General features: G+C 58.3%; 16 protein-coding genes and 1 tRNA gene. 12 read left to right on the forward strand and 5 right to left on the reverse strand.

Annotated features, from left to right (window positions below; genetic code table 11):
* Nucleotides 1-106: 106 nt before the first annotated feature.
* Nucleotides 107-730: a TIGR04282 family arsenosugar biosynthesis glycosyltransferase gene (locus ACSSVV_RS16450; RefSeq protein ID WP_454106581.1), complete on the reverse strand. Its 624-nt coding sequence runs from the start codon at nucleotides 728-730 to the stop codon at nucleotides 107-109.
* Nucleotides 727-1,431, reverse strand: a complete 705-nt coding sequence (locus ACSSVV_RS16455) for a TIGR04283 family arsenosugar biosynthesis glycosyltransferase (protein WP_454106582.1) — start codon at nucleotides 1,429-1,431, stop codon at nucleotides 727-729. The genes ACSSVV_RS16450 and ACSSVV_RS16455 overlap by 4 nt, the downstream gene beginning before the upstream one ends.
* Nucleotides 1,432-1,504: 73 nt before the next feature.
* Here ACSSVV_RS16455 and ACSSVV_RS16460 point away from each other — a divergent pair, with 73 nt between their 5' ends.
* The 4 genes from ACSSVV_RS16460 (at nucleotide 1,505) to ACSSVV_RS16475 (ending at nucleotide 4,841) form a co-directional block, all read left to right on the forward strand.
* A complete protein-coding gene (locus ACSSVV_RS16460) occupies nucleotides 1,505-2,605 on the forward strand; it encodes an FAD-dependent oxidoreductase (RefSeq protein ID WP_454106583.1) in 1,101 nt (366 codons plus the stop codon).
* 41 nt (nucleotides 2,606-2,646) lie between these two features.
* Nucleotides 2,647-3,147 (forward strand): CinA family protein, encoded by a 501-nt coding sequence (locus tag ACSSVV_RS16465; protein ID WP_454106584.1) that lies wholly within the window; start codon nucleotides 2,647-2,649, stop codon nucleotides 3,145-3,147.
* A 156-nt stretch (nucleotides 3,148-3,303) separates the two neighbouring features.
* Complete coding sequence (gene recA / locus ACSSVV_RS16470; RefSeq protein ID WP_011785554.1) at nucleotides 3,304-4,347, forward strand: recombinase RecA; 1,044 nt, start codon at nucleotides 3,304-3,306, stop codon at nucleotides 4,345-4,347.
* A gap of 32 nt (nucleotides 4,348-4,379) precedes the next feature.
* Entirely contained in the window at nucleotides 4,380-4,841 is a 462-nt protein-coding gene (locus tag ACSSVV_RS16475; protein WP_454106585.1) for a flavodoxin family protein, read from the forward strand.
* On the opposite strand, the gene ACSSVV_RS16480 is transcribed toward ACSSVV_RS16475, so the two are convergent.
* Complete coding sequence (locus tag ACSSVV_RS16480; protein WP_454106586.1) at nucleotides 4,842-5,219, reverse strand: PilZ domain-containing protein; 378 nt, start codon at nucleotides 5,217-5,219, stop codon at nucleotides 4,842-4,844.
* A gap of 238 nt (nucleotides 5,220-5,457) precedes the next feature.
* Between ACSSVV_RS16480 and ACSSVV_RS16485 the strand changes: the two genes are divergently transcribed.
* From ACSSVV_RS16485 to ACSSVV_RS16495, 3 genes are read left to right on the forward strand one after another with little or no spacing between them, the layout of a single operon-like run.
* Nucleotides 5,458-7,866 carry a Lon protease family protein gene (locus ACSSVV_RS16485; RefSeq protein WP_454106587.1) on the forward strand — a complete coding sequence of 803 codons (2,409 nt, stop codon included), beginning with the start codon at nucleotides 5,458-5,460 and terminating at the stop codon, nucleotides 7,864-7,866.
* Nucleotides 7,867-7,904: 38 nt separating this feature from the next.
* Nucleotides 7,905-8,525 (forward strand): response regulator FixJ, encoded by a 621-nt coding sequence (gene fixJ, locus ACSSVV_RS16490; RefSeq protein ID WP_396622807.1) that lies wholly within the window; start codon nucleotides 7,905-7,907, stop codon nucleotides 8,523-8,525.
* Between the two features lie 51 nt (nucleotides 8,526-8,576).
* The gene (locus ACSSVV_RS16495; RefSeq protein WP_454106588.1) at nucleotides 8,577-10,145 is read left to right on the forward strand and encodes an ATP-binding response regulator; all 1,569 of its coding nucleotides are present in this window, start codon (nucleotides 8,577-8,579) and stop codon (nucleotides 10,143-10,145) included.
* A 3-nt stretch (nucleotides 10,146-10,148) separates the two neighbouring features.
* Here ACSSVV_RS16495 and ACSSVV_RS16500 read toward each other — a convergent pair whose 3' ends face one another.
* A complete protein-coding gene (locus ACSSVV_RS16500) occupies nucleotides 10,149-11,024 on the reverse strand; it encodes a MaoC family dehydratase (RefSeq protein ID WP_454106589.1) in 876 nt (291 codons plus the stop codon).
* A 235-nt stretch (nucleotides 11,025-11,259) separates the two neighbouring features.
* On the opposite strand from ACSSVV_RS16500, the gene ACSSVV_RS16505 reads away from it, so the two are divergent.
* Together ACSSVV_RS16505 and ACSSVV_RS16510 are read left to right on the forward strand one after the other, a co-directional pair.
* Nucleotides 11,260-12,291, forward strand: a complete 1,032-nt coding sequence (locus ACSSVV_RS16505) for an AraC family transcriptional regulator (protein WP_031211009.1) — start codon at nucleotides 11,260-11,262, stop codon at nucleotides 12,289-12,291.
* 118 nt (nucleotides 12,292-12,409) lie between these two features.
* Nucleotides 12,410-12,486 (forward strand) — tRNA-Asp (locus ACSSVV_RS16510).
* Between the two features lie 24 nt (nucleotides 12,487-12,510).
* Here the strand turns inward: ACSSVV_RS16510 and ACSSVV_RS16515 are convergent.
* Complete coding sequence (locus ACSSVV_RS16515) at nucleotides 12,511-13,557, reverse strand: AraC family transcriptional regulator (RefSeq protein ID WP_454106590.1); 1,047 nt, start codon at nucleotides 13,555-13,557, stop codon at nucleotides 12,511-12,513.
* A gap of 135 nt (nucleotides 13,558-13,692) precedes the next feature.
* On the opposite strand from ACSSVV_RS16515, the gene ACSSVV_RS16520 reads away from it, so the two are divergent.
* The 3 genes from ACSSVV_RS16520 (at nucleotide 13,693) to ACSSVV_RS16530 (ending at nucleotide 18,086) form a co-directional block, all read left to right on the forward strand.
* A complete protein-coding gene (locus tag ACSSVV_RS16520) occupies nucleotides 13,693-15,756 on the forward strand; it encodes an oxidoreductase (protein WP_454106591.1) in 2,064 nt (687 codons plus the stop codon).
* Between the two features lie 133 nt (nucleotides 15,757-15,889).
* Nucleotides 15,890-17,125 carry a DNA repair protein gene (locus ACSSVV_RS16525; protein ID WP_454106592.1) on the forward strand — a complete coding sequence of 412 codons (1,236 nt, stop codon included), beginning with the start codon at nucleotides 15,890-15,892 and terminating at the stop codon, nucleotides 17,123-17,125.
* A gap of 76 nt (nucleotides 17,126-17,201) precedes the next feature.
* The gene (locus ACSSVV_RS16530) at nucleotides 17,202-18,086 is read left to right on the forward strand and encodes an NAD(+) kinase (RefSeq protein ID WP_011785545.1); all 885 of its coding nucleotides are present in this window, start codon (nucleotides 17,202-17,204) and stop codon (nucleotides 18,084-18,086) included.
* The last annotated feature ends 2 nt before the right edge of the window (nucleotides 18,087-18,088 follow it).

Consider the following 18,088-nt stretch of genomic DNA (forward strand, 5'->3'; position numbering starts at 1 on the left):
CTCAATTCTTCCGGGTAAACATCGGCAAGGGTGGTGGCACGCCGTTCGGGATACCAAAACCCGCGATGGTACCACGCTCCGGAGGTGTCGGCAGCCGGTCAGTCACTCAGGACATCATCAGCCCGGGATAGTCTGTCGCCAGCCATTGCAGGTCAGCTGGTTCGTCGACGTCGTGCAGGGTTTCGCTTTCCGCCAGAAGCCACCCCAGGGTCGCCAGACGCTGTCGGGTGATGGCGGCCACCTGTTCGGTGCTCCAGGGAATATCCGTAAAGAGGTCGCGGCTGAAACGCCGGAGCCCCAGCAGGGCATAGCCGCCATCGGCGACCGGGCAAAGGCAAGCATCGTGGTTCTGGAGTTCGCCGGCCATTTGCCTCAGTCGGTTGGCGTCAAGATCCGGGCAGTCCGTTCCGATCAGGATCACCGGCAAACCGGCTGTCAGGGCGTTTCTGGCGGCTTCCGCCATGCGATGGCCCAGGTCGCCTCCGGCCTGGGAAGACAGGATGGCTCGATCACCAAGATTCAATTGCTGCCAGTACTCTGCTGCGGGATCCGGGCTGACGCAGAGTTCCACCGGACCGATATTGGCGTCGAGGGCCTGTGTCAGTGTGTGCCGTAGCATTCGGTCCGCCAGACGGGCGGCGCCGATCTCGCCCAGGGCCGGGATCAGGCGGGTTTTTACCGTTCCGGGCAGGGGTTCTTTGGCAATAACAATGATGTGTGTCTGGTTCATCGGTAACGGGCTGCCAGTTGGTCTGCAGGAACGCCGCGCCAGTAAGCCCAGCGCAACTGCCACATTAAAACGATCGTCCGCCAGCCGCCGCGCTGGTCCCAGCGCCGGCCGGAGGTGACCACTTTGTCCCTCAGACACACCGGAGGCGTGATGTGTTTCAGGCGTTTGCAGATTTCCACATCTTCCATCAGCGGTTGTTCTGGAAACCCTCCGACCTGCTCGAACAGGGTTCGGGTCATGAACAGGGCCTGATCGCCCGTGGCAATGCCGGTCAGCCTGGAGCGCAGGTTCATCATGGCGCCAACGATCGGCAACAGGCGGGAGCGGCCGTCGATCCGGACATCAAAACGCCCCCAGGTGGATTGGGAGCATACAAGATGCCCGGTCACCCGCGCGTCTGCATTCTCAGGCAGCCGGGTGTCTGCGTGCAGAAACAGCAGGAAAGGCGATTGGCTGGAGCGGGCGCCGGCATTCATCTGGGTTGCGCGTCCGCGGGCAGACCGAAGCAGGGGAAATCCCCTTGCCTCGATGAGACTATCCGATTTGTCGTCGCTGCCACCATCCACCACAATGATTTCTGCACCCCGTTGACGCCAGGTTTCCAGGTGGCTCAGCAGTGGTTCGATACCGTCGATCTCGTTGAGGACGGGGACAATGATCGCCAGCCGGGGATCTTCTTCGTGTATCGGGTGTCGCAACATGGGGTTTGGGCGCCTCCTGATCTGAGCATATCAGAGCTCGGGGTGGTGAGTATGGCAGGCAGGAGATGAGAGCATGAAGCGACTGGTTTTGCTGGGTGCCGGCCACGCTCACATGGTGGCGTTGCGTCAGTTCACGCGGGATCCGTTGCCGGAGACTGAGCTGGTGGTGGTGTCACCGTCCCGGTGGCAGTACTACTCCGGGATGATCCCGGGCTGGCTGGCCGGACACTATCGCTTCGACCAGTGCCGTGTCCTGGTCGAGCCCACGGTGACCGCCGCCGGCGGCAGGCTGGTGCTCGATCGGGCTGTTGAATTGCGGGCGGCCGAGCAGGAGGTTGTGTTGGCAAGTGGTGAACGGCTGCCCTACGATTTGCTCTCGGTCGACGTTGGCTCGGCCAGTGACAGTGCCGAGCTGAACGAATCGGACAGCGTGATCCTGGGTGTCAAGCCCATCGAACGCTTTGCTGAAAACTGGCCGGCAACCGAGCGATCCCTGAATGCCAGGGCGCGCCCACGCATTGTTGTTCTTGGTGGGGGCGCTGGAGGTGCGGAGATCGCCATGGCCCTGGCCCGGCGGTCGGCGGACTGCGACCAGGCGGGCGCTGTTCTGGTGGCCGGCAGCAATGGCGTGGTACCGGGCTTTCGTCCCCGCTTTCGCCGCCTGGTGCGGCGGGCGCTGACGCGTGCCGGTGTCGAGATTGTTGAGGAGTATGGCGAGCCGGTGGCTGATGGGGTCCGGTTGGCCGGGGGGCGACGATTGCGGGCCGATGCGGTTCTGGTGTCTACCGGTGGCAGGGCTCTGCCCTTTCTGGGAGCCAGCGGCCTTGCCGTAGACGAAGCCGGGTTTGTCAGGGTAGACGCCTGCCATCGCAGCACGTCTCACCAAAATGTGTTTGTGGCCGGAGATGCCTGTAGCCGGGTTGACCAACGGCTGGACCGTTCCGGGGTACACGCGGTTCGGGCCGGGCCGATACTGGCCCACAATCTTGCTGCCGCGATATCGGGCAAACCGCTAACGCGTTTCTATCCGCGACGGTTTTCGTTGTACCTGCTGGCGGCGGGAGACTGCACGGCGATTGGCAACTACGGCCCTTTGACGTTTTCGGGCGCCTGGGTCTGGAAGTGGAAAGACCGGATTGATCGCGGGTTTGTCGACAGTTTTCCCGGAGCCTGAGGTTGGTTGGCGACGGGCATCAAAGTAAACGGGAGAGCAGGATGAATGTGACCGACGGGCAATTGGCCAAGGCTGGTGAGGCGCTGGCGGCGGTGCTTGAGCGCAAGGGCATGACCATCGCCACGGCGGAAAGCTGCACTGGTGGCTGGGTAGCCAAGGTGCTGACCGACCGGGCGGGTTCGTCCGCCTACGTTATGGCGGGCCTGGTGACATACAGCAATGCGGCCAAGCGGGCCATTCTAGGCGTTCAGGCCGATACCCTGGAGCAGGATGGGGCGGTCAGTGAGCCGGTGGTTCGCCAGATGGTGGCAGGCGCCATCCGCGCTACGGGTGTGGATATCGCTGTCGCTATCAGCGGTGTTGCCGGGCCGGGCGGCGGTAGCGCAGACAAGCCGGTTGGCACGGTCTGGTTTGCCTGGGGCAACGGTGTCGAAAACACTGAGACCAGTGTAGAGCATTTCGATGGTGACCGGGATCAGGTGCGCCGGCAGTCGGTTTTGTTTGTATTAGAAGGAGTTACCAGATTTGTCGAAACCCTGTGAGGATTTTCACCTTTCCGGGGGTTGGTCTCCTTCTGGCCATATGTTTTAATACTGTTCAAATATACAGGAAAACACTGGATGGCTATTCAGGTTTTCTCCGGATTCTGCCGCATTTGCCGCAAGGTTGAGCGGCCCAGGTAACGAGGGTTTGCAAGAATGGAAGATAACCGCAAGAAAGCACTCGGCGCAGCATTGAGCCAGATCGAACGCCAGTTCGGTAAAGGTGCCGTAATGAAGATGGGCGATCAGCCCCGTGAGGCGATTCCTGCCGTATCCACCGGCTCCCTGGGGCTGGATGTGGCTCTGGGTATTGGTGGCCTTCCTTACGGACGTATCGTCGAGATCTACGGCCCGGAAAGCTCCGGTAAAACCACGCTGACACTACAGGTTATCGCAGAAGCGCAAAAGCAGGGTAAAACCTGTGCCTTCGTCGATGCCGAGCACGCCCTGGACCCGGTTTATGCGGAAAAGCTGGGTGTTAACGTTGATGAGTTGCTGGTTTCCCAGCCGGACACCGGTGAGCAGGCTCTGGAAATCGCCGACATGCTGGTGCGCTCGAACGCGGTGGATGTGATCATCGTTGACTCGGTAGCGGCATTGACACCGAAAGCGGAAATTGAAGGCGAAATGGGCGACAGCCACGTGGGTCTTCAGGCCCGCCTGATGTCACAGGCCCTGCGCAAGCTCACCGGTAATGTGAAGCACGCCAATTGCCTGATGGTGTTCATCAACCAGATCCGTATGAAGATTGGCGTTATGTTCGGAAGTCCCGAGACCACCACCGGTGGTAACGCCCTGAAATTCTATTCCTCTGTGCGCCTGGATATTCGCCGCATCGGTTCGGTGAAAGATGGCGACGAAGTGGTGGGTAACGAAACCCGCGTAAAAGTCGTCAAGAACAAGGTGTCGCCTCCGTTCAGGCAGGCAGAATTCCAGATCATGTACGGCAAGGGCATCTACCACATGGCGGAAGTGCTCGACATGGGCGTGAAAGAAGGCTTTGTGGACAAGTCCGGCGCCTGGTACGCCTATAACGGCGACAAGATCGGCCAGGGCAAAGCAAACGCTTGTAAGTTCCTGGAAGAGAACCTGGATATCGCCAATGAAATCGAGGCTAAAGTGCGTGACAAGCTGATGCCCAAGCCGGTCAAGAAAGAGACGGCGGAGGCTCCTGCTGAAGCCAATGGCGAACTGCTGTAAATTCTAAAAAGAGAAAGATAGGGAGGCGTGACATGAAGCGACTGCTGATTGTGGCTCATGCCCCGTCTCCGAATACCCTGAGATTACGGAGCGCCATCGAAAATGGCGCTCGTAATCCGGACATCGAAGCGGTAGAGGTGGTGGTAAAGGCGCCTCTCGAAGCTGGCCCCGAAGACATCCTCGCATGCGACGCCATCATCCTGGGCACCACGGAAAACCTCGGCTACATGTCTGGCGCCCTGAAAGACTTTTTCGACCGCAGCTACTATCCCTGCCTGGAGAAAACCCAGGGCCTGCCTTTTGCCTTTTATATCCGTGCCGGCCATGATGGTACCGGGACCCGCCGAGCTATTGAGACCATAACCACAGGGCTGCGCTGGAAGCTGGTGCAGGATGCACTGGTATGCCGGGGTGAATTCCGGGACGAGTTCGAACAGCAGTGTTACGAGTTGGGTATGGCAGTGGCGGCCAGCCTTGACGCCGGCCTGATCTGATCAGCTGGCGTAGCGGTTGTAGAAGCCTTCAATACGGGACAGTGCGTTGTCCATCGTTCGTGAGTAGGCATTTTTATCCAGGCAATAGGCAAACTGCAGGCTGACCCGATATCCCGCCTGGTAGGGCTGGCAGGCGATAACCCGGGCACCGACCCGGGATTCACTGATGTACTTGCCTTCGATATCAAGGAACAGTCGCACACCTACATCCACTGGCCGGGGGCAGAGCACCGCCATACCGTAACGGTTCATGTCCAGGCAGGTAACTGTTACAGGCTGTTTGCCGCGGCCGAAGAAACCGCGCTCACGCAGCTGCACCCTCAGGCAGGACGCCGGAAAACGATCCTTGATACGGCGATCTGCGGAATTATTCGTCATGTTTTCAGTCATCACGTGTCTTGTACTTGTTGTGGCCGGATTCCGTCCGGGAGATGAAGTGTAGTAATCGACGGCCTGCATGAAAAATGACCACGGCCGGTTTTGTGACCGAGTTGGCACATGCTGCCGGCTCTGGCCCCTTTCGATAAAACCGGACGAGGTACGCGACAGACCCGGCCCCAGGCACTACAATGGCGGGCTTGAAATTCGACAAAACTGACCGTTACGGGAAGCCAATTTGAAGTCTCTGCCCCTGCATCAGCTGTACAAAGCCTGCGTCCTCAAAGACCTGCCATTCAAGACCACAAGGCAACTTGAGCCCCTGGCCGAAATTGTCGGCCAGAACCGTGCCCAGGAGGCGGTGCGTTTTGCCCTGGCCATGCCCCATGGCGGCTACAACGTCTACGCAGTTGGCCGGAATGGACTGGGCAAGCGGACCATGATGCTGCGCTATCTTGAGCATCATGTGGATACCCTGCAGCAAAGCCATGACTGGTGCTATGTCGCCAACTTCGAGGAGCCGCGTAATCCCAAGCTGTTGCAGCTGCCGGGAGGCATGGGTACCCAGCTGAAGCAGGACATGGAAAAGCTGATGACCCGGCTGGTGAAAACGATTCCCCAGACCTTCGACAGCGACAGCTTTCTGGAACGCTCGGAGCAGCTGAAGAACGAATACGGTAAGAAGCAGGAAGACGAGCTGGCCAAAGTGGCCGCCCAGGCCAAACGGAAAAAAGTGAGCCTGACGGTGACTACACCCGGGGGCTATCGCCTGGTTGCCATGAATGGTGACGAGCCGCACACCGCAGAAAGCTTTCAGGCGCTGACCGAGGAACAGAGGGACAAGTTTGAGGACTCGATCAACAAGCTTGAGAAGAAGCTGCGCCAGGCACTGCGGAAAATGGCGGACTGGGAACAGGAGTATGCCGACAAACAGCAGGCCCTGAACCAGGAGACCCTGGAAGGTATTTCTGGCCATCAGATTGACGAGCTGGTGGAGAAATACCGTGAGCAACCCGATGTGGTTGCTTACCTGGAGGCGGTTCGCAAAGACCTGGTGGATAACCTGGATATCTTCCTGGAAGACGACGAGGAGCAGGCCGCCATCGCCTGGGCCGCGTTGGACAAGAGAATGCCCCGGCGCTACCTGATCAACGTGCTGGTGCACCAGAAAACCAATGAAGTGCCGGTGGTGGTGGAAGATAATCCCACCTATCACAATCTGTTCGGCTACGTGGAAAACGTGACCTACAAGGGCACGGTCTTTACCGACTTCTCCCTGATTCGGTCCGGAAGCCTGCATCGGGCCAACGGTGGCTATCTGCTGATGGACGCCATCAAGGTGCTGGAGCAGCCGTTCGTGTGGGATGGCCTGAAGCGGGCATTGCGTTCGAAATCTATCCAGATCAATTCCCTGGAGCGGGAGCTGACCCTGTCTGGCACCATTTCCATCGAGCCGGAGGCGGTTCCTCTGAACGTCAAGATCGTGTTGTTCGGCGACCGGGAAACCTGGATGCTGCTGCAGGAATACGATTCCGAATTTGCCGAGCTGTTCCGGGTAACGGCGGATTTCGAAAACGAGATGTACCGCACCGAAGAAAGCCAGTTGCTGTACGCCAAATTCATCTCCAGCCTGGTGGTTGAGAAGAAGTTGTTGCATTGCACCAACAAGGCGGTGGCCCGCATTATCGAGCATAGTGCCCGTATGGCGGACCATCAGGACAGGCTGTCGTTGCATGCTGCCGACATCGCCAATCTGTTGCGCGAGTCGGATTTCTGGGCCCGCCAGGCTGGTGCCAAGCTGATTTCTGAGGTGCATGTCGAGCGTGCGCTGGAGAGTGCCCGTTACCGCAGCAGCCGCATCCGTGATCAGTTCTATGATTCCATCCGGGACGGTTCCACGCTGGTGACCACCACGGGCACCTGCGTTGGCCAGGTCAACGCACTTTCGGTATTGTCCACCGGTGGCTTCGAGTTTGGTTTGTCCAATCGGGTGACCGCAAGCTGCTACTATGGTGATGGCGGGGTCATGGACATCGAGCGCGATGTGAAGCTGGGCGGCAATATCCACTCCAAGGGCGTGATGATTCTGAGCTCCTGGCTGGCCTCTCATTTTGCGGTGAACGATCCCATGCACCTGTCTGCCAGCCTGACCTTCGAGCAGAACTATGGCGAGGTGGATGGCGACAGTGCCTCGTTGGCGGAACTTTGTGCGCTGATTTCGGCCTTGTCCGGGATTCCGGTGCGGCAGGATCTGGCGATTACCGGCTCTGTTAACCAGTTTGGCGAGGTGCAGCCGATTGGTGGCGTGAATGAAAAAGTGGAAGGCTTCTATGCCACCTGCGAGCTCAAAGGCGGCCTGACCGGCAGCCAGGGCGTTATCATTCCAACTACCAACGTCCAGAACCTGATGTTGGATAGCGAAGTGGTGCAGGCGGCCCGGGCAGGGCGGTTTGCGGTGTACCCGGTTGCCCGGGTGGAAGAGGCGATTACACTGTTACTGGGCAAGCCGGCGGGTAAAGCCGATGATAAAGGCAGGTACCCCAAGCAGAGTGTTTTTGGCATTATCCAGCAACGGCTCGAAAAAATGCGCGAGCATGAGCGGCAGGAACACGCCCGGGACGATCATAAAGATCCGTCCATTCACTGACCGGCACCATAATAAAACGGACAGGAGAGTACAGATCCATGACTGATATCCAGCAAACTGTGTACGTGGTAGAGGACGACGAAGCCGTTCGTGATTCACTGGAGTTGTTGCTGAAATCCGATAGCAAGCCGGTGAAAACCTACGAAAGCGCCAATGCCTTTCTGAAGGACTATTCCGACAAGATGGCCGGCTGCATCGTGCTGGATATCCGTATGCCCGGGATGGATGGCATGGAGCTGCAGAAGAAGCTTAACGACAAGCATTCAATCCTGCCCATCATCTTTGTTACCGGCCATGGTGATGTGCCGATGGCGGTGGATGCCATGAAAGAGGGCGCCGTGGACTTTATCCAGAAGCCCTATCGGGAAGAGGCTCTGCTCGAGAAAATCGAGGCGGCTCTGGAGCAGGACCGGGAGCAGCGTAAATCCCTGGACGAGAAACAGGAAATCATCCGTCGGGTGAAGAGCCTGACACCCCGCGAGCGGGAAATCATGGATCGCATGATTGCCGGCCAGGCCAACAAGGTCATCGCCATTGAGCTGGAGATCAGCCAGCGTACCGTAGAGATTCACCGTTCCCGCGTCATGCACAAAATGGGCACCCATTCCCTGGCCCATCTGGTACGTATGGTCCTGTCCGTAAAGGACCTTATCGACTAGGACGGCCGGCACCGTCATCATATCCGAACGTTTTTAACCGGCCTTATTTCTATGACTGAAACTGTCAGTGAGAACTCCGAGGTGACGGTTCTGTTGGTGGACGACAACCCGCAGAACCTGAAAGTCCTCTACGAGACCCTGAAAGACAAAGGCTACCGGTTGCTGATCGCCAACGAAGGCGAAAAAGCGCTGGACCTTGCCCACCGACACCACCCTGAAGTCATCCTTCTGGACATCATGATGCCGGAAATGGACGGCTATGAGGTGTGCGAGCGCCTGAAAGCCGATCCGCAAACGGCCGACTGCGCGGTGGTTTTTCTGTCGGCGCTGGATGATCTGCAGGCCAAGGTAAAAGGTTTCTCTCTTGGTGGCGCGGACTACATCTCCAAGCCGTTTCAGTCCCAGGAAGTGATTGCGCGGGTGAAAACCCATGCCCAGGTGATCCGCCTTGAGCGTGAACTGCAGGCCCGGAACCGCGAGCTCCAGGGTGATCAGGCACGGATTCTCAACTCCATCAGCGAGGGCATCTATGGTCTCGACGAGAATGGCATCATCGAATTTGCCAATCCCGCCGCGGGCATGATCATGGGCTGTCCGGTTGAAGACCTGATCGGCAGAAGCTTTTTTGAACTGCATTTCTCGACTGCGGCGGATTCGGAAGACAACTTGCCGGTGATGGCCACCTGCCGGCAAGGTGTGGCCGAGAATCAGCGCGATATCCGCATGCTGCGGGCTGATGGTTCCGGTTTCCCCGCGGAGTATCGCTCAACGCCAAAACTGGATGACGAAGAACTCCACGGTGCGGTGGTGGTGTTCCGGGATATCACCACCGAGCTGGAAAACGAACAGGCCCTGGAGGATGCCCGGGCCATGGTTCAGGAGCAGCGCGACCAGCTGGCTCACACCTCCCGTTTGAGTACCATGGGCGAAATGGCGGCCGGTTTTGCCCATGAGGTTAATCAGCCGCTGACGGCGATCACCAATTATGCCCGTGTGGCCAAGCGCATGATGGGCAAGGAACAGCCCGATCTGGGTTTGCTACAGGAAACCCTGGATAAGGTCGAGGCTCAGTCTCATCGCGCCAGTGAAATCATCCGCCGGATCCGGCGATTCATGAAAAAGCCTGCCACCGGTAAGGAAATACTCTCGGTTCCCGGCTTGCTGGAGGATACCCGCCAGTTTGCGGAAGTCGACATGCGCAACAATGAAGGTGGCATTGAGGTGCAGGTAGAGGATTCGTTGCCGGATGTGCTGGCCGATCCCATACAGGTGCAGCAGGTGGCACTGAACCTGATACGCAATGCGCTGGAAGCGACTCGCAGTGCCGGCGCCTCAACACCGGTGGAAGTGAGTGCCCGCCGTTGTGGCGACCACTGTGTCCGGGTTCAGGTTCGGGACCATGGCATCGGAGTCGCCGAGGAAGCCGAAGAGAAACTGTTTCATCCGTTTCATACCACCAAGGACGAGGGTATGGGCATCGGGCTGGCCACCTGTCGCTCCCTGATTCAGGCTCAGGGGGGCGAAATCGGATACGAGCGGCCGGACGACGGTGGCGCCTGCTTCTGGTTTACCCTGCCTGTTTCTGGAGCCGAGGGAGAACCCTGCGCTCCGGAGGAATAAACGCTACAGCCAGTCGATGCGCCCGGTCAGGTGGGGGGCATCGCCCTTCGCATTCAGTAACTGGAAATCCCAGCCATCCTTTCCAGTCTGCCAGTTGAGCATGGCATTCCCCGGCAGCAGCAGGGGTTTCTTGAACTGGCAACTGGCCCGCACCGGGCCATCCTTCCAACCTTCCTGATTCTCCAGCAGCGCCAGTGCCCGGGCTTTGCTCCACATGCCGTGGGCAATGGCCCGCGGAAAGCCGAAAGCTCTGGCGCTCAAGGCGTGCATGTGGATCGGGTTACGATCGCCGGACACTTTGGCGTATTGCCGGCCCAGGTTTTCCGGGGCCTTGATCGCTTCGGAGAATGGATAGGTTTCCAGCTCCGGTTTCGGTTTTGAGCCGGCTTTACTGTGCCCGTTGGCCATCCGGAACAGGTTGGTGCTGACTTCCTCCCAGACCAGGCGCCCTGAGGCCCTCGCTACCGTCACCAGGTCAAATTCCAGGCCCCGGTCGGTGCGTTGCTGGTTGTCCAGGATGATCCTGAGGTCCAGGTTTTCGCCTGCGGCCAGAGGGCGATGCTGGGTGATGCTGTTTCTCAGATGCACCAATCCCAGCAACGGCAGCGGGAATGCGGGTTCGGTCAGCAGTTTCAGATGCAGGGGGAACGCCAGGATATGCGGCCAGGTCACTGGCAGTCGGGTTCCCGGGTGAAAACCGCAGACCTTCAGATAATCACGGAGGGCGGGGGTGTCCGTTGTAACGCCCAGGAGGCTGGCCTCAAGTCTTGGAATCTGCACCGCTTCCGGGTGGTTCTTTCCGGATTTCGGCAGCAGTGCCTTGCCGTACAGAGGTAAGAGGGCAGGAGGCGTGTGGTGATAAACCAGTGGCGCGGACATCGTAGCGTTCTCCTTGGTCGGCCCGGGGCCGGCGTCCATGTGCATGTCTTGATGGCAATGTGGTTTTATTCTGGGCATTGCCAATTTCTGGTACAACTGTGCGTCTGTGGCCTGATATGCTCTAATGTACGACGAAAGTCTGGCAAACCCGGCCAGATCTGGCATTGACCTGGCGTGCTCCGGGCCCTGTCCGGCGGGTCAAAGTAGTAACCAATAAATAAAAAAGCGGGATACTATGCAGGAACTACGTGATGCAGGCGTGATGCTGCGCCTGATATACGAGGCGATGAAGCGAAGAGGTATTGATACCGACGCCATCTTCAGCCGCCTTGGCGTTAACGAGCAGTACGTATACACGGATCAGCTTAGGACTCCCCACAGCGCCCAGCTCTATTTCTGGCAGGCGGTGGAGGATGTTTCCGGTGATCCTGATGTTGGCTTGCACCTCGGGCCATTGCTCCCCGCCTACAAGGGGCAGGTGCTGGAATACCTGTTCCTGAGCAGTCCGACGTTTGGAGAGGGATTGCGCCGCGCCCAGAATTATCAGCGCTTGCTCAGCGATGCCGCCAACACGGATTTTTTCGTGGCTGGCGATGAAGCCTGCATGGTTCTGGATACCGCCTCAGACGATGTTCGCCGTCTGAAACACTTCAATGAGTGTTTTGTTCAAGGCCTGATTACCTTCTTCAAATCCATTACCGACGGCAATTTCTACCCATCCCGGATTGAGTTCGAGCATGATCGGCAGCAGGGTCAGGACCATGTTCGTGAGGTGTTGGGTTGTGACGTGGTGTTCGGTGCTGAGGAGAACCGGCTTTATTTCCCCGCCGAATTGCTGTCCCATGCATCGCCTCATGCGGAACCCGAACTGTTGGCCCTGCATGAACGCTTCGCCAGTGAGCAGGTGGCCCGGCTCGAGAAGAAGGACATTGTTGGCCAGGTGGAGCGCATCATCGCGGAATTGCTCGATAGCGGCGAAGTCACGCTCGATGCCGTGGCCGAGCGTTTGGGGATCAAGCCCCGGACCCTGCGCACCCGGCTGACCGAGGCCGAGACCAGTTTCAATCAGGTATTGGCGGATTTCCGTTACCGACTGGCGCGGCAGCTACTGGCGACCACCGACGAGTCCATCGACGAGATCGTCTACCTGACCGGCTTTTCCGAACCCAGCACGTTTTATCGGGCATTCAAGCGCTGGTCTGGCATGACACCGATTGAGTACCGCAAGACGGCCCAGGGCAAGGATGCCATGGTTGATGCCATGTAAGTGGCGATTCAGGTAAACCTGAAAAAAGTTTGGGAAAATCGTTGACATAAACGAGGGCCTCTTTATAATGCGCCCTCGTTGTCACAGAGCAGTCGCAAGATAGCTCAGGCAGCTACGCGGAGCGGTAGTTCAGTTGGTTAGAATACCGGCCTGTCACGCCGGGGGTCGCGGGTTCGAGTCCCGTCCGCTCCGCCATTTTTACCTCCCCCTGAAGTATTGTCAGTTTTCCTTGTTCCTCAGAATCTTTCGATGCTCTCCCGGGCTGATGCCATGCCATCGCTGGTATGCCTTGTGGAATGCCGGTGGATTGGCAAAACCAAGTAGCCAGGCAATTTCTGCCAGCGAGCTGTCGGTTTCCTTCAAGTAATCCCATGCCAGTTGTTGGCGGGTATCGTCCAGTAATTGCCGGAATCCACTGCCTTCTTCGGCCAGCTGTCGTTGCAGTGTCCAGGCTGTCAGGCCCATTTTGGCCGCCAGAGCTTCCAGTGACACCTTGCGTCCCACCAGCAGCGGCGCCATGTGATGACGGGCGCGATCGGCAATCCGCCAACCTCGCTGGATTCGCTGCAGTTCCTGTTCGCACAGGCTCACCAGTTTCTCATTCATGCCTCTCTGCGCCTGTGCCGGTACCAGCTCCCAGATTGTGTCCTTGATCTGGATATCGTTTGCCGGAGCCCCGAATTCTACCGGGCATCGGAACCAGCTCTCGAACAGGTCGTCCTGGCCAATGGATGGGTACTCAATGCGGACACGCTCCAGTACATCGTAGCGGCCGGTCATGTGTCGAATCAGTTGGGTCCAGGCGGCCAGCACGGAATCCACCACAAAATAGTTGTAGTGGTTGTAGGGGCGAATGGAATAGAAGCTTACGGTTTTCAGTGCGCGCTGAAAGCTGGGGGCGCCACGGGAATTATGGCTGGTGAGGAGTGAATATCGCACCAGCAATTCAAGCGCCCCGGCGACTGTCCCGGCGGTTTCGGCGGCAAGCCCCGCCATGCCAGCGTCGACCGGGCGAGACAGTGCCCCCATGCGCAGCCCCAGCGCCGGATTCCCCGTGGCTTTGATAGCGGCGTGCCCCAGTCGCATGAATCTTGGGATGCTGATGCGGGCATCAACGGCCGCCTGTTCCGGAGCGCTCAGGTGGAACCGTGCTTTCAGCTGTTCCGGATCTCCGCCTTCGGCAGCAACGGCCCTCAGCAGTACGGAGACATAGAGCAGGCTGATATCGCCCAGGGCATTCCGGGCCGGCGTTCGGGATTTGATCATAGGCTTATTATCAATGTTGTTCAGGGATAATCAAATGTTGTTTTTGGATATTGTTGGCAGTGGTCAGGCTCGGTAGTGTTATGCCCATAACAAATGGGCGTATGTCCCGATACCTGATCAGATGAGGAGAATTCCATGACCACAGCTTCCGGTGAGAGCAAATACCCCAATCTTCTGAAGCCTCTGGATCTGGGCTTTACCACGTTGCGCAACCGTACCCTGATGGGGTCCATGCATACCGGCCTTGAGGAAGTGAAAAACGGTTTTGAACGCCTGGCTGCTTTCTACGCGGAACGCGCCCGTGGCGGCGTTGGTCTTATCGTGACTGGTGGTATTGGCCCGAATACGGAAGGTGCGGTATTCCAGCATGCGGCCAAGATGAATACCGAGGAAGAGTCCGACAAGCACAAGATCATCACCAAGGCGGTTCACGACGAAGGTGGCAAGATCTGCATGCAGATTCTGCATGCTGGCCGCTACGCCTACTCTCCGGAGCTGGTGGCACCCTCTGCTATTCAGGCGCCCATCAACCCTTTCAAACCCAGGGAGCTGGACGAAGCCGGTATCCAGAAGCAGATCGACGATTACGTGAATTGCGCCGCTCTTGCGCAGCGGGCCGGCTATGACGGTGTCGAGATCATGGGTTCTGAAGGTTACTTCATCAACCAGTTTATCGTCGCTCACACCAACCACCGCACCGACCAGTGGGGCGGCAGCTACGAGAACCGTATCCGTCTGCCGCTGGAGATTGTGCGCCGGGTCCGTGAGCGGGTGGGTGAGAACTTTATTATCGTCTACCGGTTGTCCATGCTGGACCTGATTGAAGACGGCAGCACCTGGGAAGAAGTGGTTCACCTGGCCAAGGAAATCGAGAAAGCCGGAGCCACCATTATCAACACCGGTATCGGTTGGCACGAAGCCCGTGTTCCGACCATTGCCACCTCGGTGCCCCGGGCTGCATTTACCAAGGTAACAGCGCGCCTGAAGGGCGAGGTCAGCATTCCCCTGGTGACCACCAACCGGATTAACATGCCGGATGTCGCCGAAAAAGTCCTGGCGGACGGCGATGCCGACATGGTCTCCATGGCCCGGCCGTTCCTGGCCGATGCTGAGCTGGTGCTGAAGGCGGAGCAGGATCGTGCCGACGAGATCAATACCTGCATCGGCTGTAACCAGGCTTGCCTGGACCATACCTTCAGCGGCAAGCTGACCTCCTGCCTGGTCAACCCGCGGGCCTGCCATGAAACCGAGCTGGCTTACGTTAAAACGGCGCAGCCCAAGTCCATCGCGGTAGTCGGTGCCGGCCCTGCGGGCCTGGCGTTTTCCACCGTGGCCGCGGAGCGTGGTCACAAGGTGACCCTGTTTGATGCCGGCAGTGAAGTCGGTGGCCAGTTCAACGTGGCCAAGCGTATTCCGGGTAAGGAAGAATTCTACGAAACCCTGCGTTATTTCCGGAAAATGCTCGACAAGACCGGGGTCGATGTACGTCTGAATACCCGGGTTTCCGCCGAGGAACTCAAAGCGGGTGGTTTCGATGAAGTGGTTCTGGCTACTGGTGTGGAACCCCGCACTCCGGATATCGAGGGCATTGATCGCCCGAACGTTATCGGTTACCTCGACGCCCTGTTGGAGCGCAAGCCGGTGGGCCAGCGAGTGGCGGTGATCGGTGCCGGTGGTATCGGCTTCGATGTGTCCGAGTTTATCGTCCACAAGGGTGCTTCTCCCTCGCTGAACACCGAACACTTCATGAAGGAGTGGGGTGTGGATCTGTCGGTAGAGCATCGTGGCGGTATCCAGGGCGTTACAGCGGAAGTGCCGGCCCCGGCTCGCGAGGTCTATCTGCTGCAGCGTAAAGCTTCCAAGGTGGGCAAGAATCTGGGCAAGACCACGGGCTGGATTCACAGAACCTCGCTGAAGAATCGCCATGTGCAGATGGTGCCGGGGGTGACCTATCGCAAGATTGACGATGAAGGTCTGCACATCACGGTGACGCCGAAAGGCGCAGAGCAGGGTGAGGACAAAGTTCTGCCGGTGGATACCATCATTGTGTGTGCCGGTCAGGAACCTCTTCGCGAGCTGCAGGCGGGTGTCGAGGCGGCAGGCATTCCGGTGCACCTGATTGGTGGCGCCGATGTGGCGGCCGAGCTGGATGCCAAACGGGCCATTAACCAGGGCAGCCGACTCGCTGCGGAGATTTGATCACAAATCGTTGCAGTTTTTCTCTGTGCTTCGGCACTTGTCTGGCTAGACTATGTCGGAAAGTGTTTGAATTGGAACCAAAGGGCGCTGGCGAGCGTCCGGAACTGAGATTCCCGGGGCACGGAGAAGGTTGATGGTAAATGCCAGCCAGGCCGCTGAAGGTTATTCGGCGGTATTTTTTATGGACGGTAGCCAGGTTGCCCGGCAGATGAGGCTGTCGGAATTTGGCGCTTTCCTGGATGGCTATGTCGGTCTGTCAGACCTGGCCGAAACTGATGTCCGGGCGGTTCTCGTCAATCTCAGCTCCGATCTGAATGTGCGTTCTCTGGTGTTCTTCCGCATCTGGTTTGATGAGGAAGGGCGCGCAGACAGCCACTGGAATGTCCCCATTGAAGCGCTGGCTGAGCGGGGCGCCAAAGGCCCCAACATGGGGGGCGGACCCATCCAGCTGGTGTGTCGCAGTCAGTGCCCGGATCCAGAGTTTGCCAATGAACTCTGGGATCCGGATATGACTCCCGGAAACAATCATTTCCAGATGATCCGCAAGGCGGTCGACGCCAATTCCCTCCGTTTCCAGAAAATTGAACCGGAAGAAGAGAATATCCCGGTACTCACCGCCACGGCCGCTCAATCCGACAGCGACAACGGTAGCCGGGACCGCGCGCGTCTGGCTCAGGTGCTGCGTGAGCAGCGGCTCAGAATCAAGACGCTCCAGAGCGTCCATCGGGATTCACTGGCTGACCTTCAGCGTGAGCATCGCAATGAAATGCAGGGGCTGCGCAGTGAGCTGGCGGACCTGGAGCAGCGACACGAACGCCTGAAACTGACCAACGAGCAGTTGAAAAAACGCCTGTCCCAGCGCAATGAGCAATACCTGAGCATGCAGGAGAAAATGGCGGAGGGCAGTGCCGAACAAGGCAGGGAAGATGCCAACGCCAATGCCGAGACGGTGTTGTTGCGGGAACAGTTGGAGCGCAAACAACGGGAGCTGGAATTGCGAGACGACAAGATCGTGGCTCTGGAGCAGGAGAACCATGAACTCCGCCATCGCCAGCCTCCGGAAGATTCCCTGCTGGAGCAGCTGCGCACCCAGGCGGTATTCCTGGTGGGCTACCACCCCGGTGTCGGGCATATTACTTTGCCCTACGAAGACATCGACACTTACTTCGGGAACCCACTGGCCTATGCCGCAGAGCGCTGTGGCATGAATGAGCCAGCCTATCGGGAATGGCTTGCCCACTATGAACACCCCGTATGCAAACATGTTGATGACGAAGGCAAAGCCTGTGGCGAGCCCATCATGCGCGTGACCCAGCCTGCCGAATTCGAGCCCGGACAGGACGATCGCTGCGACCAGCACAAGGACTGACCGGTATCTTTTTTCAGAATCTGCCCGAGTTTCGTTAAACTGTTTCCTGTTTCATTCAGAGACCACGGGACACTTCATGGACCAGTTCAGGAATATCGGCATCGTCGGGCGCATGGGTAGCGTCAAGGTGGTGGAATCTTTACGGCAGCTCAAGCAGTACCTTACCGCCAACAATTACCATGTGATCATCGAGGAAGACACTTCCACCATGATTCCGGGCCATGGTCTGCAGGTGGCCAGCAAGAAGCTCCTGGGTGAGATCTGTGATCTGGTGATCGTGGTCGGGGGCGATGGTAGCCTGCTGGGCGCCGCCAGGGAGTTGGCCAAGTCCAAGATTCCGATTCTTGGCGTGAATCGCGGCCGACTGGGGTTTCTGACCGATATCTCGCCGTCAGATCTTGAAGAGCGCCTGGCCCGGGTTCTTGAGGGCGATTACATCGAAGAGTCCCGGTTTTTGCTGGATGGTCACGTTGAGCGCAATGGCCAGCCATTGGGGTATGGCTCGGCACTCAACGATGTGGTTCTGCATCCGGGCAAATCCACGCGCATGATTGGCTTTGATCTGTTTATCGACGGTCATTTCGTCTACAGCCAGCGTTCAGATGGTTTGATTGTGGCGACGCCGACCGGCTCTACAGCCTACTCCCTGTCGGCTGGTGGCCCGATTATGCATCCGAAGCTGGATGCGGTGGTGCTGGTGCCCATGTTCCCCCACACCCTGAGCAGTCGGCCGATCGTGGTGGATGGTAAAAGCGAGATCAAACTGGTGATCGGCGAAACCAATGAGACCTATCCACAGGTCAGCTTCGATGGTCAGATGAACATTGCCTGTGCCCCGGGGGATATCATCAGAATCACCAAAAAACCATTCAAGATCCGTCTGATTCATCCCACCGATCACAATTTTTACGCGACCTGCCGGGACAAGCTGGGCTGGGCAAGCGAAATAGCAGCGAGTTGATC

It is taken from the genome of Marinobacter sp. MBR-105 (assembly GCF_053628895.1).